This is a genomic window from Streptomyces uncialis (assembly GCF_001905345.1).
GTDB classification, from domain to species: Bacteria; Actinomycetota; Actinomycetes; order Streptomycetales; family Streptomycetaceae; genus Streptomyces; species Streptomyces uncialis.
In genome coordinates, this window is the sequence record NZ_LFBV01000004.1 from 666,039 (window position 1) to 680,169 (window position 14,131).

Annotated in this window: 11 protein-coding genes; 6 read left to right on the forward strand and 5 right to left on the reverse strand. The window is 75.4% G+C overall.

Annotation, left to right across the window (positions count from 1 at the left end; all coding sequences use genetic code 11):
• Window positions 1-12: 12 nt before the first annotated feature.
• A complete protein-coding gene (locus tag AB852_RS20050) occupies window positions 13-1,989 on the forward strand; it encodes a DUF5107 domain-containing protein (RefSeq protein WP_073790273.1) in 1,977 nt (658 codons plus the stop codon).
• 62 nt (window positions 1,990-2,051) lie between these two features.
• On the opposite strand, the gene AB852_RS20055 is transcribed toward AB852_RS20050, so the two are convergent.
• Entirely contained in the window at window positions 2,052-2,405 is a 354-nt protein-coding gene (locus AB852_RS20055) for a VOC family protein (RefSeq protein ID WP_073790276.1), read from the reverse strand.
• A gap of 350 nt (window positions 2,406-2,755) precedes the next feature.
• On the opposite strand from AB852_RS20055, the gene AB852_RS20060 reads away from it, so the two are divergent.
• The gene (locus tag AB852_RS20060; RefSeq protein ID WP_073790279.1) at window positions 2,756-3,511 is read left to right on the forward strand and encodes a GvpL/GvpF family gas vesicle protein; all 756 of its coding nucleotides are present in this window, start codon (window positions 2,756-2,758) and stop codon (window positions 3,509-3,511) included.
• A 94-nt stretch (window positions 3,512-3,605) separates the two neighbouring features.
• Here the strand turns inward: AB852_RS20060 and AB852_RS20065 are convergent, their stop codons facing one another.
• The 3 genes from AB852_RS20065 to AB852_RS20075 all read right to left on the reverse strand — a co-directional run bounded on the left by AB852_RS20065 (window position 3,606) and on the right by AB852_RS20075 (window position 6,350).
• Entirely contained in the window at window positions 3,606-3,776 is a 171-nt protein-coding gene (locus AB852_RS20065; protein WP_073790282.1) for a hydrophobic protein, read from the reverse strand.
• A 76-nt stretch (window positions 3,777-3,852) separates the two neighbouring features.
• A complete protein-coding gene (locus tag AB852_RS20070; RefSeq protein ID WP_073790284.1) occupies window positions 3,853-4,662 on the reverse strand; it encodes a methyltransferase domain-containing protein in 810 nt (269 codons plus the stop codon).
• Window positions 4,663-4,862: 200 nt separating this feature from the next.
• A complete protein-coding gene (locus tag AB852_RS20075) occupies window positions 4,863-6,350 on the reverse strand; it encodes a bifunctional phosphatase PAP2/diacylglycerol kinase family protein (protein ID WP_073790544.1) in 1,488 nt (495 codons plus the stop codon).
• A gap of 399 nt (window positions 6,351-6,749) precedes the next feature.
• On the opposite strand from AB852_RS20075, the gene AB852_RS20080 reads away from it, so the two are divergent.
• The 3 genes from AB852_RS20080 to AB852_RS20090 all read left to right on the forward strand — a co-directional run bounded on the left by AB852_RS20080 (window position 6,750) and on the right by AB852_RS20090 (window position 10,261).
• Complete coding sequence (locus tag AB852_RS20080; protein WP_073790546.1) at window positions 6,750-8,369, forward strand: ABC-F family ATP-binding cassette domain-containing protein; 1,620 nt, start codon at window positions 6,750-6,752, stop codon at window positions 8,367-8,369.
• 204 nt (window positions 8,370-8,573) lie between these two features.
• Window positions 8,574-8,807: a DUF6158 family protein gene (locus AB852_RS20085; protein ID WP_073790286.1), complete on the forward strand. Its 234-nt coding sequence runs from the start codon at window positions 8,574-8,576 to the stop codon at window positions 8,805-8,807.
• Window positions 8,808-9,382: 575 nt separating this feature from the next.
• Window positions 9,383-10,261, forward strand: a complete 879-nt coding sequence (locus AB852_RS20090) for a protein-L-isoaspartate O-methyltransferase family protein (protein ID WP_245876842.1) — start codon at window positions 9,383-9,385, stop codon at window positions 10,259-10,261.
• Window positions 10,262-10,288: 27 nt separating this feature from the next.
• Here AB852_RS20090 and AB852_RS20095 read toward each other — a convergent pair whose 3' ends face one another.
• Window positions 10,289-11,509 carry a serine hydrolase domain-containing protein gene (locus tag AB852_RS20095; protein WP_079184778.1) on the reverse strand — a complete coding sequence of 407 codons (1,221 nt, stop codon included), beginning with the start codon at window positions 11,507-11,509 and terminating at the stop codon, window positions 10,289-10,291.
• A 614-nt stretch (window positions 11,510-12,123) separates the two neighbouring features.
• On the opposite strand from AB852_RS20095, the gene AB852_RS20100 reads away from it, so the two are divergent.
• Entirely contained in the window at window positions 12,124-13,665 is a 1,542-nt protein-coding gene (locus tag AB852_RS20100; RefSeq protein WP_107499287.1) for an aminotransferase class I/II-fold pyridoxal phosphate-dependent enzyme, read from the forward strand.
• The last annotated feature ends 466 nt before the right edge of the window (window positions 13,666-14,131 follow it).

Sequence of the window (14,131 nt, forward strand, 5' to 3'; positions counted from 1 at the left end):
GGGGAGGCTGCCTTGACGCCGACGGCCACGACGATCCGCCGGGACACCTTGACACTGCCGGCCGCGGCACCGGGCCCGTACAACCCGCTGCCGCCGCTACGGCCGCGCGACGAGCTCCATGAACTGGACGAACGGTCCCGCGAGGGCCTGCCGCGGGACATGGCCCGCCAGCTCGGCTACGGGCGGCTGCGCGGCATCCTGCCCGCCCGGGTCCGCGACGACTACGGCCGCGACCGCACCGACACCACCGTCGACACCCTCGTCATCGAGAACGCGTCGCTGCGGGTCACCGTGCTGCCCGGCCTCGGGGGCCGGGTCCACTCCCTGCAGCACAAGCCCACCGGCCGTGAACTGCTGTACACCAACCCGGTGCTCCAGCCCGCCGACTTCGCCCTCAACGGCGCCTGGTTCTCCGGCGGCATCGAGTGGAACACCGGCGCGACCGGCCACGGTGTGCTGTCCTGCGCGCCCGTCCACGCCGCCGTCGTCCCCGCCCCCGACGGCGGGTCGATGCTGCGGCTGTGGGAATGGGAGCCGCTGCGCGACATCCCGTTCCAGGTCGACCTGTGGCTCCCCGCCGACTCCGAGTTCCTGTACGTGGGCGTGCGGGTACGCAACCCCCATGAGACGGCGGTCCCCGTCTACTGGTGGTCCAACATCGCCGTCCCCGAGGAACGCCGGGTCCTCGCACCCGCCGACGAGGCCTGGCACTTCGGGTACACCAGCGCCCTGCGCAGGGTTTCCGTCCCCGGCGCCGACGGCACCGACCGGACCTACCCGCTGCGCGGCGAGTACCCCGCCGACTACTTCTACGAGGTCCCCGACGGACAGCGCCGCTGGATAGCCGCGCTCGACGAACAGGGCCACGGCCTCGTCCAGACCTCCACCGACACCCTGCGCGGCCGCAAGCTCTTCCGGTGGGGCTCCGGCACCGGCGGGCGCCGCTGGCAGGAGTGGCTGACCGAACCGGGCACCGGCGGCTACGCCGAGATCCAGGCCGGACTCGCCCGCACTCAGCTCGAACACGTCCGCCTCGACGCCGAGTCGGAGTTCAGCTGGCTGGAGGCGTACGGTCCGCTGCACGCCGACCCCGCCGCCGTGCACGGCGGCGACTGGGCCGCCGCCCGCGCCGCCACCGAGGAACGGCTGGCCGCCGCGCTGCCCCGCGCCGACGTGGACGCCGCGTACGACGCCTGGCTGCCCTACGCCGACGCCGAACCCGGTACGGTCCTCGCCACCGGTTCCGGCTGGGGCGCCCTCGAAGTGCTGCGTGCCCGGTACAAGCTGCCCGGCACCCCCTTCGACGAGTCGCTCATCGGCCCCGAACAGCGGCCCTGGGCCGAACTCCTGCACACCGGGGTGTTCCCGGAGACCGGCGGACCCGGCGCGCCCGGCCCGACCCTCGTCGCACGGCACTGGCGCGACATGCTGGAGACCGCACCCGCCGAACCCCTCACCGAGTACCACCTCGGCATCGCCCAATGGCACGCCGACGACCGTGCCCAGGCGGTACGGAGCTGGGAGCGCGCCCTTCCGCACGCCCCGTCCCGCTGGGCGCTGCTGCGGGCCCTCGCGGTCGCGGACCAGGTGGACGGCTTCCGGGAACGGGCCGCCGACGGATACGCCAAGGCGTTCGACGAACTCTGCGCGGAACCCTGGGACGACGGCCCCGACCGGACGGCGGCGATCGCCGCGCTCGGCCGGGAGGCCATCGCCGCGCTGCTCGCCGTGGACCGCACAGCGCCCGCACGCGCGGTCTGGGACCGGCTCGACCCCGGCACCCGCGCGCGGGGCCGCTTCCGGCTGGTGGAGGCGGGGCTGCTGCTCGCCGAGGGCGACCGCGACGCCGTCCGGGCACTGTTCGCGGACGGGTTCGAGGTGGCCGATCTGCGGGAGGGCGCCGAGACCATCGGGGAGCTGTGGGCCGAGGTCAGCGACGAACCGCTGCCCGCCGCGTACGACTTCCGGATGCGCCCGCCGACTCCGTAGCGACCACCGACCACCGACCCCCGACCTTCGACCACCGACCGGCGCGCGGCCCCGCGCGCCGGTCAGGCCGGGGCGCCCTGGTCCACGTACTCGAACACGGCCCCGTCCGGGTGCATCGCGATGAGGTTGCGTCCGGCCGGGGTCCCCACCGGACCGACGAGGATCTTCGCGCCGGACGCGTCCAGCACCCCGGCCGTCGCGCCGACGTCCTTGACGGCGATGGTCGCCGCGATCCGCCGCAGCACCTCCAGTTCCTCCTCCGGCCCGCTCATCAGCAGGAAACAGCCGACGGCGGCGACGGACACCCCACCCCGTTCGAAACGGAGGGCCTGACTTCCCGTCAGCCGCTCGTAGAACGGCACGGAGGACTCCAGGTCGGTGACACAGACGCGAAGAGTGGTTCCGAGGATCTCCATACCGACGAGCGTAGTCGGGCCGTTCCCCGCAGGTGATCGTTTCACCACGAAGCCCCCGCCGCCTACGACGGGCCGCCGAGGGACGTCGGGAGGCGATTCCCCCGGGCACGCGGAACCCGCCTCCCGGAGCACCCCCGTCCCGGCCCCGCACCGACCTGGCGGGCTTTCGCAGCGACCCGGCCGGCACCCGCAGGTAGAGCCGCCGCCGACGGGGTAGCCGGGGGAGGCGGCGCCCGGCGGGACCGGTCGGCGGGGCGGAGTAACCCGATCGGCTGGTCCTCGGACCGGGGAACGCGCCGCCGGGCCGGGAAGCACCGGCCCGCACCGAAGTCCGGGGAAGGCTGGGAACCATGACCGATCCGCGCTACGTGTACGCCGTGTGCCGTCCCTGGGACACCCCGCTCCAGGCCGAACTGGGGGGTGTCGCGGGCGCCCCGCCCAAGCGGCTGCGGCACGGCCCCCTCGTCGCGGTCGTCAGCGTCGTCCCCGCCCGGGACTTCGCCCCGGGGCCGCTGCGCGACCGGCTCGCCGACCCGGCGTGGCGGGACGCCCTGACCCGGGCCCATGAGGCGGTGGTGGCCGCCCTCACCACGGTCACCACCCCGCTCCCGCTGCGCCCGGCGACGGTGTTCCCGGACGACAGCGCGGTCCGCGTGATGCTGGAGGAGGGGGGCGAACGGCTCCAGGAGGCGCTCACCGCCCTTGACGGGCATGTGGAATGGGGGGTCACGGTCACCGGCGCGACGCCTTCCGGGAGCGCGGGGGACAGCGGGGAGGGCCTCGGGCGGCGGCTGCACACGGATCTCTCGGCCATGGCCGCCCGGTCCCGGTCGCTCGCGCCCGGTGACAGCGAGGTGCCGCGCGCCGCCCCGGCCACTCGCGGCGGGGAACCCTCCGGAACCGGGCTGCCTTCCGGTGGCGGGGAACCGTTCGGCGGTGGGGAACCGGTGCTGCTGAACGCGGCGTATCTGGTGCACCGTTCGCTGTCCGAGGAGTTCGTGGAGCACGTGGAGCGGTTCAGGGAGCGGTGTCCGGGGGCGGTGGTGTCGCTGAGCGGACCCTGGGCGCCGTACTCGTTCACCCCCGCCCCCTACGGTTCCGGCTGACCGGGCCCCGCGCGTCGCGGGGCGCGCACGGCACGGCCCGGGGACCGTGTACGGTCCCCGGGCCGGGGTGCTGCCTTGAATCTTGCCGGGGGCGCTACCAGCGGTACCAGCGCGAACGGGCGCCGCCCGCGCCCGTGCTGCGGAGCAGGAAGCCGAGCAGCCAGATCACCAGGACCGCCACGGCGATGTACCAGAGCACCTTCACCGCGAAGCCGAGTCCGAAGAGCAACAGGGCCAGCAGCAGAACCACCAGGATGGGAACCATCAGTGTGTACCTCCTGAGCTCCGTTTGTCCCCGAACCCCGGACCTACACCCCTTCGGTGCGCGAAGGTGCCGCCCCTCACACCCGGCACAGGATCTCGCCGTGCAGTACGGAGAACCAGCCGTCGGGCGCGGCCGTCCACTCCCGCCACGCCCCGGCCGCCGCGTCCAGGCCCGCGCGGTCGGTGTGGCCGCCCTCGACGGCCAGTGCCGCGTACCCCGAGGCGACCGTGCGGTCCGCCCACAGCCCGCCCCACCAGGCGCGTTCCTCGTCGGTGGCGAAGCACCAGGTGCTGGTCGTCGCGGTGATCCGGGTGAATCCGGCGGCCAGCGCCCAGGACTTGAGCCGCCGTCCCGCGTCCGGTTCGCCGCCGCCCGCGCGCGCCACCCTCTCGTACAGGTCCAGCCAGATGTCCAGCCCCGGGGACGCCGGGTACCAGGTCATGGCCGCGTAGTCGGCGTCCCGGACCGCCACCAGCCCGCCGGGCCGGGTGACGCGCCGCATCTCGCGCAGCGCGCGCACCGGGTCGCCCACATGCTGGAGCACCTGGTGGGCGTGCACGACGTCGAACGAGCCGTCCGGGTAGGCGAGCTCCTGGACGTCACCGACGGCGAAGTCCGTGTTGTCCAGGCCGCGCCCGGCGGCGGTGGCGCGGGCCTGGTCCAGGATCTCCGGGGCCCGGTCGATCCCGGTGACCCGGCCCCCGGGCACCAGGGCGGCCAGATCGGCGGTGATGGTGCCGGGGCCGCAGCCGATGTCCAGGACGGCCGCCCCGGGGGTGAGCGACCCGATCAGATAGGCCGCCGAGTTCGCCGCGGTCCGCCAGGTGTGCGAGCGGAGCACGGACTCGTGATGGCCGTGCGTGTAGACGGCGGTGTCCTTCGGCATGGTGGATCCCCTGTCCCTCGGCTGTCCCACGGCCGCGGCCGGCCGGTACGCGGACCGCTCCGCCCACCCGCGCCGGTGATCCGCGCACCACACGGAAAAGGCCCGCGGCGCGACACCGCGGACCGTTCCGTCACCGTACGCCTCAGGTCAGATGCTGAGACGAACCGTCTTGATATTCGGGACGAGGGGAAGGGGTCGTCTCACAGGCTCAGCGGCCGGTACACGGTCAGCGCCTCGTGCAGCTTGTCGAGTCGCAGCACCGGACCGCACGGACCGATCTCCCCGTCGTACGCCAGCTGGGTCCCCGGCGCGACGCCGTCGACCCGCAGCCGCACCCGCCGCACCGCCGCGTGGAACGGCGACCGGGACAGCGGCCCCGACAGCGCCGCGCCCAGCAGCCGCACCCCGGGCCACCGGCCGCCGTGCACCGCCCGTACGTCCAGCACCCCGTCCGCCAGATCGGCCCGCCGGCCCGCGGTCAGCCCCATCCGGCGATAGGTGCAGTTGCCCGCGAACAGCAGCCACAGCGCCCGCTGCTTGCCGTCCACGACCGCGCGCAGCGGCCGCCCGCGACGCCGTACATGGAAGGCGGCGACCACGTCCGCGAGACGGCCGCCGATCCGGCCCGACCAGCGCTCCCGCTCGTGCACCAGCTCCGGGTACACACCGAGACTGAAGGTGTTCAGGAAGATCCCCGAGGTGCCGTCCGCCCCGGAGGACCGGAACCGGCCCACGTCCACGGCGACCGCGTCACCGCGCTCCACCGCCCGCACCAGGTCCCGCGGGTCCTCGACCCCCAGGTCGTACGAGAAGTGGTTCAGGGTGCCACCGGGCAGCACGGCCAGCGGCAGCCCGTGCTTCAGCGCGGTCGTCGCCGCCGCGTTCACCGTGCCGTCGCCGCCGCACACCCCGAGCGCCACCGCGCGCGCCGCAGCCTTCTCCAGCTCCTGCTCCAGCTCGGGACCGGTCGTCTCCACGATCTCCACCAGCGGCAGCGCGTCCCGGAGCACCCGCACCCGGTCCGGGGTCCCGGCCCCGGTGTTCACCACCATCACCAGCCCCCGCCCGCCGGGCAGCGACGGCGCGTCCACCATCGGACGGCCCGGCGACGGCATCTGGTCCCGGGTCGGCACCAGACCCCGCACCGCGAACGCGGCACCCACCCCGAGCGCCGCGCCCGCCAGTACGTCACCGGGGTAGTGCACCCCGGTGTACACCCGCGAGAACGCCACCGAGAACGCGATCGGAGCGACCACCGCGCCCCAGCCCCGGGACTCCAGCGCGACCCCCGTCGCGAAGGCCGCGGCCGACGCCGCGTGCCCCGACGGGAACGACGTGGTGATCGGCTGGCGCTTCAGCTGCCGCACCACCGGGACCGCGTCCAGTATCGGCCGGGCCCGCCGCACCGACCGCTTGCCGAGGGTGTTGATCGTCGCCGACGCCACGGCGAGCGACGCCATGCCCCGCACCGCGCCCCGGCGCGCCCGGGGCGAGCTGGTCAGCGCCAGCCCCGCCGCGACCGCGCCCCACAGCACCCCGTGGTTGGCGCAGCGGCTCAGCACCGGCAGCACCCGGTCGCCGTACGGCCAGTGATGCGTGGCCACCGCCTGGAACAGCTTGGTGTCCACGGCCGACAACCGGCCCGTGCCGCCCGCGTCCGTGACCGGCCCTCCCGAGGCGCCCGACATCCGCGCCGCCAGGCCCCGTAGCCCGCCGGGTACCTCACGCAACCCGTCCGGGAGCCCACGCAACCCCTCCGGCAGCCCACGCAGCCCGTCCGGCAGGCCACGCAGCGTGCGCGGCAGCTCCCGCAGCCCCTGGACCACCTCAGGGGCCAGGGGCAGCCCGGCCACCGCCACCGGCACCGCCGCGCGCCCCCCACCGGCCCCGAGCACCCCGGGCCCACCGCGCAGCCGCTCGTACACCGCACGGCCGGCGCGGCGCGCCGGACCCCCGGGGCCCGCTCCGGGCCCGCTCAACCTCTGATCAGAACGCATTGCTGTCGCCTACCCACTCCCGCTCCGAAGATCCCGCACCAGGGAAAACCGCTTGGACACGTCCCCCGGGTGCCCGCCAGAATGCGGGACATGGGTCATCTGGAAGCCGCGCATCTCGAATACCACCTCCCCGACGGGAGGACCCTGCTCGGCGATGTCTCGTTCCGGGTGGGCGAGGGTGCCACCGTCGCACTGGTCGGCCCCAACGGCGCGGGCAAGACCACCCTGCTCAAGCTGATCTCCGGCGAGCTGAAACCGCACGGCGGGACCGTGAGCGTCAGCGGCGGCCTCGGGGTGATGCGCCAGTTCGTCGGCTCGGTACGCGACGAGACGACCGTCCGGGACCTCCTGGTCTCCGTCGCCACCCCCCGCATCCGCGCCGCCGCCCAGGCCGTCGACCGCGCCGAGCACGGCATCCTGACCGTGGACGACGAGGCCGCCCAGCTCAAGTACGCGCAGGCCCTGTCCGACTGGGCCGAGGCCCGCGGCTACGAGGCCGAGACCCTGTGGGACATGTGCACCATGGCCGCGCTCGGCGTCCCTTACGAACGCGCCCAGTGGCGCGAGGTACGGACCCTCAGCGGCGGCGAACAGAAGCGTCTCGTCCTCGAAGCGCTGCTGCGCGGCACCGACGAGGTACTGCTCCTCGACGAGCCGGACAACTACCTCGACGTCCCCGGCAAGCGCTGGCTGGAGGAGCGCCTGCGGGAGACCCGCAAGACGGTCCTGTTCGTCTCCCACGACCGTGAACTGCTCGCCCGCTCCGCCGAGCGCATCGTCAGCGTGGAACCCGGCCCGGCCGGGGCCGACGCCTGGGTCCACGGCGGCGGCTTCGCCACCTTCCACGAGGCCCGCCGCGACCGGTTCGCCCGGTTCGAGGAGCTGCGCCGCCGCTGGGACGAGAAGCACGCCCAGCTCAAGAAGCTCGTCCTCAGCCTCCGGCAGGCCGCCGAGATCAGCCATGAGCTGGCCTCCCGCTACAAGGCCGCCCAGACCCGGCTCCGCAAGTTCGAGGAGGCCGGACCCCCGCCGGAGCCGCCCCGTGAGCAGGACATCCGGATGCGGCTGCGCGGCGGGCGCACCGGGCTGCGCGCGGTCACCGTCGAGGGCCTGGAGCTGACCGGGCTGATGCAGCCCTTCGACCTGGAGGTCTTCTACGGGGAACGGGTCGCCGTCCTCGGCTCCAACGGCTCCGGCAAGTCCCACTTCCTGCGACTGCTCGCCGGGGGCGATGTCGCCCACACCGGCGACTGGAAGCTCGGTGCCCGGGTGGTGCCCGGCCACTTCGCCCAGACCCACGCCCATCCCGAGCTGGAGGGCCGCCCCCTGCTCGACATCCTGTGGCGCGAGCACGCCAGGGACCGGGGCGCGGCGATGTCGCTGCTGCGGCGCTACGAGCTGACCGCGCAGGCCGAGCAGTCCTTCGACCGGCTGTCCGGCGGCCAGCAGGCCCGCTTCCAGATCCTGCTGCTGGAACTGGCGGGCGCCACCGCGCTGCTCCTCGACGAGCCCACGGACAACCTCGACCTGGAGTCGGCCGAGGCCCTTCAGGAAGGGCTGGAGGCATTCGACGGCACGGTGCTGGCGGTCACGCACGACCGGTGGTTCGCGCGTGCGTTCGACCGGTTCCTGGTGTTCGGCAGCGACGGCCGGGTCCGGGAGAGCCAGGAGCCCGTGTGGGACGAGCGCAGGGTGACCCGGGCCCGCTGACCCCGGGCCCGTCCGGGGATCTTCCTGCGGGCTCCCCGGGTGCCTCCCGTGCACACCCGTGCACACCCGTGCACCCGTGTGCTCCGGGGTGTCTGCTGTGCGCGGCCCGTGCGCGTCCGTGCCTGCCGGGCTCCGACAGGCGGCGGGGCGGTCCAGCGGGGACAGTGGGAGGAGAACGCGACACGACAGGAGTGGGGTGCCGCCATGGCCGGAGTCGATCCCGCGCGTCTGGATGACCAGCAGCTGATGCGGGAGCTGGACACCATTCACCGGACCCGTCATGACACCCTCCTGCATGGTTCCAACGACGCGCTGCGGGCGCACAATCTGCGGATGGCTCAGCTGGAGGGGGAGTATCTGCGCAGGCATCCCCGGCGGCCGGTCGCGCGGGGGCGTACGCGGGAGGGGGCGCGGGAGCGGGACGTGGCCCTGAGCTAGTCGCCTTCGCTCGCGCTTCGCAGGTCCTCCGGTGCCGGTACTTGTTCCTGGTGCCGTACTTGCTCGTCGCGGCCCTGGGTTCGGACCTGTGCCCGTACTTGTTCCCGTGCGGGTCGTTCGTGGGTGCGCGGTTCCCCGCGCCCCTGGACGCTGCCCCGCCCGTTGTTCTTCGGGTGCGGGTCGGCCCTCGTCTTCGCGCGGTTCCCCGCGCCCCTTTGGGGCTCCCGCTTCTCCGGGTGCTCGGCTGCGGGAGGGCGCACGCCGCGTCAGGGGTGCCCCGAAAGGCCCGCGCAGGGACAAGTGCGGGCAGAGGTCCGGACCCCGGGGTGCGGAGCGGGGGCGGTGTGTACAGGAGGGGTGCGGAATCTACGTCGCAACCCCTACCGGTGTCGACATCGGGTACGTCACCGGGCCCGGGCGGCACGAACAGACCCGTGTCCCCTCCCGCTGGCGGCCCGGCAGCCGGATGGCCAGACTGGGCCCATGGACGCCGGAGCGCAGCCGCCGACCGTCCGCCGGGACGCCCGCGCCCCGGCGGCACCTCCACCGCACCGGGCGGCGACCGGGGCCGGCCGGTGACCGCCGCGGAGCCCACCGCACCGGTGAGCGCCGGGACGCTGCGGCAGCGCTGTGCCGCCGAGATCGACCGGCTCGACCCGCGGGGCGCGTTCCACGAGCGGGCCTGGCTGCGCCGGGTGTTCCTCGCCGTGCCCCGTGAGCACTTCGTCCCGGAGCGGGTCTGGTGGCCCTATCCGCGTCCGGAGGACGGACGGTGCCCCGCGCTGGACCGGGCCAAGGCCCCCGGGGTGTGGCTGAACGCCGTGTACACCGCCGCCGCGGGGCTGGTGACCCGGGTCGCCCCGGGCACCGACCGGCCCGGCGACGGGGTGCGCGAGGAGGACTTCGACTCCGGGATGTCCGCGCCGCTCACCGTCGCCGGGATGATCCACCACCTCGACCCGCAGGTCGACGACCGGGTCCTGGAGATCGGCACCGGCTCCGGCTACGACGCCGCGCTCCTCGCCGGACGGGTCGGCGCCGACCGGCTCGTCACCATGGAGATCGACGCGCAGCTCGCCGTCCGCGCGGGCGGCCGTCTCCATGAACTGGGCATCCGCCCCAAGGTCGTCACCGGTGACGGCGCCCACGGGTACGCGCCCCGCGCCCCGTACGACCGCATCCTCTCGACCGTGGCCGTCGGACGGGTGCCGCAGAGCTGGGTCGACCAGCTGGCACCGGGCGGGGTGATCGTCGCCCCGCTCGTCACCCCGTTCGGCCGGTCCGCCTGCCTGCGGCTCGTCGGCGACGGACGCGGTCGCGCGGAGGGCGGACCCGTCCCCGGTATCGCCTGCCGTCCCGAACCCTGCGGCCCCGCCACGGGGTTCGGCAGCTACCGGATCACCGTCGGCGACGGCGGGCAGCACATCCGGTTCACCCCCGCCGACCCGGACTGACCCTCGCCGTCAGCCCCGTTCGGCCGCTCAGCGGAGCGCCGTGCCCCGGGGATCGGCGTACGACTGCTTCCCGGTGCCCCGGGCGGGGGGCCGCTGTCCGCAGAACTCCGCCTCCACGACCTCGGCCATGCCCTCGCCCGTCCAGTCGCCGTTGAGGTTGTACGACAGCGCGTGCCCGCCGTCCTCCGTGGTCACCGCCAGTGACAGCGAGCCGAGCCAGCCGCCGCTGTGGCCCCACAGCTCCACCCCGCAGGTCGTGTTGAACTTCGCGAGCCCGAGACCGTACCCCGTGGCCGGGTCGTCCGGATCGGGGACCAGCGTCTTCATCGCCTTGAGCTGCTTCGCGGGCAGCACCTCGCCGCCCAGCAGCGCCTTGAGGAAGCGGTTCAGATCCGCCGCGCTGGAGATCATGTCCCCGTCGGCCCAGGACTGCGAGCCGTTCTGGAGGGTGACGTCGTAGACCTTGGTCGCGGTCGGCTCCGGTGACAGCTTCGAGTACGAGCGGCTGCTCGGGTCCGGCAGACGGGAGGTGGTGCCCGGCATGACCGTCCCGCGCAGCCCCAGCGGCTTGATGATCCGCGTCCGCACCTCCCGCTCGTAGGAACGGCCGCCCGCCTTCTCCATCACCAGCGCGGCCAGCACGTAGTTGGTGTTGGAGTAGCTGTAGCCGGTGCCCGGCCGGAACGTCGGCGCGTGCTTCATCGCGACCGCCACGGCCGCCCGCGGGGTCCGGTCCTTCAGCCGGTTCTTCATGTAGTTCGGCGCGAACATGTAGTCCCGCTGGTAGTCCGGGTCGCCCAGGTAGTCGAACACCCCGCTCGTGTGGTTCAGCAGCTGGCGCACGGTGATGTCCCGCCCGTCGTGGCCGTTGCCCCGCACCAGACCCGGCAGCCACCGCTCCACCTTGTCGTCGAGTCGCAGCAGGCCCTCGTTCTCCTGCTGGAGCAGCACGGTGGCGACGAACGTCTTGGTGATGCTCGCGATCCGGAACCGGTCGTCCTTGCCACGCGGCGCGCCCGTCCGCAGGTTCCCGACGCCCGACGCGCCCTTCCACACCCCGTGCTTGTCGCTGACCTGACCGGTCACCCCGGGGATGCCCGCACGCACGATCCCGTCCAAGGCCCGCTGGGTCCCCTCGTGCCCCCGGCCGTCGCCGTGCGCCGCCGCCGGGGCGGTGAACGCGCTCGCCGCGACCGCCGCCGCGGCGATCCCCACCGCGCCCGTACGCGCCCAACTCCTCGTTGCCATAAGCCCGCTCCTCGCTTCGACCGGCCTGGTCGAGCCGGTGTCGCAGGAGATGACCGCGCACGGCGCCCACGGGTTGACTCCCGTTCCCGCCGGACGGCGCCGCCCGTTCGGCGGGCCGCACGCGCCACGGCGACTCGTGGGTGCGGCCCGCCGGGTGGGGGGCGCCGGCGCGGCGGGGTGAGTACGTCCGGTCCGCGTCGGCGGCCGGCCTCCGCCGGCACACAGGAGTACGTCCGCCGGAGCCGTCACGTTCACCGTCCCCCGTCCTTCCGCCACTCTGTCCCGGTCACCCTGTCCCGGTCGTCCCGCCACGTTCACCGCCCTCGTTCGGCCGCTTGCGCACCGGCCCTGCCCCCGTTCGCCGGACCCGGCGCGTTCGCCGGTGATCCGGGTCGGCCGGCCCTCCCGGGTCACCCGCCCGGACGCGCCGCCCCCTGGACCGCTCCACCCCCGTACCCGTACGCCCCGACCCGGGGCCGGGGCGCCCGGGGCCACGGCCGTCCCCGGCCCCGTGCCCGATCCGCCGCTCCCGCCGGGTAGCGCGTGCCGGGCCCCGGCGGAACCCTGGGAGCACGGCGGACGCACCGACCGGTGCACGGGCCACGGAGGCAGGGATGCGGCGCACGCACGAGGAGGACGGTGACCCCGCCCGCGCGCCCTCCGGCACTCCGGCGCCGGACCCGGGACATGCCGCCTCGGGTTCTCCTGCCGCCGACCCCGCCCGTGCGCCCGCCTCCGGCACCCCCGCCGGGGACCCTGCCCGTGCGCCCTCCGGCACCCCCACCGGCGCCCCCGTTTCCGGCACCCCCGCGGTGGGCCCCGCCCGTGCCGCCTCCGGGACCCCCGCCGCAGCCCCGGCTCCCGGGACCCCCGCCCCCGTTCCCGGGACCCCCGCCGCGGACCCCTGGACGCAGCGGCTCGGGCACGGCCCCCTGCGGTACGGTCCCGCGCTGCCCGGCAGCGGACTGTCCGTACCGCCCGGGATCGTCCGGGCGGCCCTCGCCGCCGCCGGGACCGAGGAGGCGGCGCCCGTCGGGGGCGGCCCGGACTTCCTCCGCGCCGCCGCCGGGTACTGGGAGCGGCGGGGAGCGGGTGCCCGGCCGGACCGGATCGCCGCCGCGCCCGGCGGCGCGCCCCTGCTGCTCGCCGTGGCCGCCGCGCTGGGCGGGGACGTGCTCACGCCCCGCCCGTGTCCCGCCTGGTGGCTGCCGCAGGCCCGGCTGCTGGGCCGCACCACGTACACCGTGCCCACCCCCGCCGAGTGCGGCGGCGTCCCCGACCCGTACGCGCTGCTGGAGACGGTCCGCCGGGTCCGTGCCGAAGGCGGCGACCCGCGGCTGCTGGTGATCGCCGTCGCCGACGACCCCACCGGGACCGTCGCCCCGCCGGAGCTCGTCCACGAGGCCGTCGAGGCGGCGGCGGGGGCCGGGCTGCACATCGTGAGCGACGAGACCTGGCGGGACACCACGCACCCGGCGTCCCACTGCCGGGAACCGGAGCCCGCCCGGCCCGCCGGGATGGCGCCCGACCGGGTGACCGTCCTCGTCGACCTCGCGGGGGCGCTGCTGCCCGGGGACTGGCCGGCCGCCGTGGCCCGGTTCCCCGCGACCGCCGGGGGCGGCGCGCTCCACGACGCCGTCCTGGACGTCCTCGCGGGCACCGGTGCCCGGATCGCCGCGCCGGTCGCCGCGGCTGCCCGGTATGTCCTCACCGAACCTGCCGAGGCAACCGCCCGGACGGCCGCCTCGGCCCGGGTCCATGGCCGGATCGCCGCAGCCGTCCACGACACGCTCCGGCGGGCGGGCGTCCTCGCGCTGCCGCCCACCGCCGGACGGCACCTGTACGCGGACCTGGGACCGCTGCGCGCCGCGCTCGCCGCCCGTGGCGTCACCGACGCCCAGGAACTGGAGGACCACCTCGGCACGCTGCTCGGGATGCCCGCACCGGGCGGCCACCGCTTCGGCGACGCGCTGACCTCGCTGCGGGTACGGCTGGACACCGCCGCGTTCCTCGGGACCGACCCACGGCTGCGGGCGCAGGCCCTCACCGTCCCGGACCCGCTCGAAATGCCACAGGTGAAACGCGCCTTGACGAGGTGCGCAACGGCACTCGACGGTCTGCGTGCCGACGCCCGGCGAAGGGAGCCCACGTCATGAGGACCCAGCCGGGCCGGTCGCACCCCGCACCGCCCCCGGGCCACGACCCCCGTACGCCCCCGGCCCCGCCGACCGCCCCCGAAGCACCGGCCCCCGCTTCGGTCCCCGACGCCCTGGCCCCGCCGACCGTCCCCGTCCCCGACGCCGTGACCCTGCCGACCGTCCCCGACACCGTGGCCCCGCCGACCGTCCCGGGCGACCCGCCCACAGCTCCCGCCGCCCGGTTCACGGCCACGGCTCCCGACAGCCCGCTGTCCCGCACCCCGGTCACCGCCATCGCTGCGCCCATCGCCCCGGCCACGGCTCCCGGCCCCGATGACGCGGCCACGGCTCCCGCCCCCGGTGACCCGGCTCCGCCGACCGTCCCCGGTGACCCGCCCACGGCTCCCGCCCGGTTCAAGGTCGCGGCTCCCGACGGCCCGCCGTCCCGCACCCCTGCCTCCGCCACCGCTGCGCCCATCGCCCC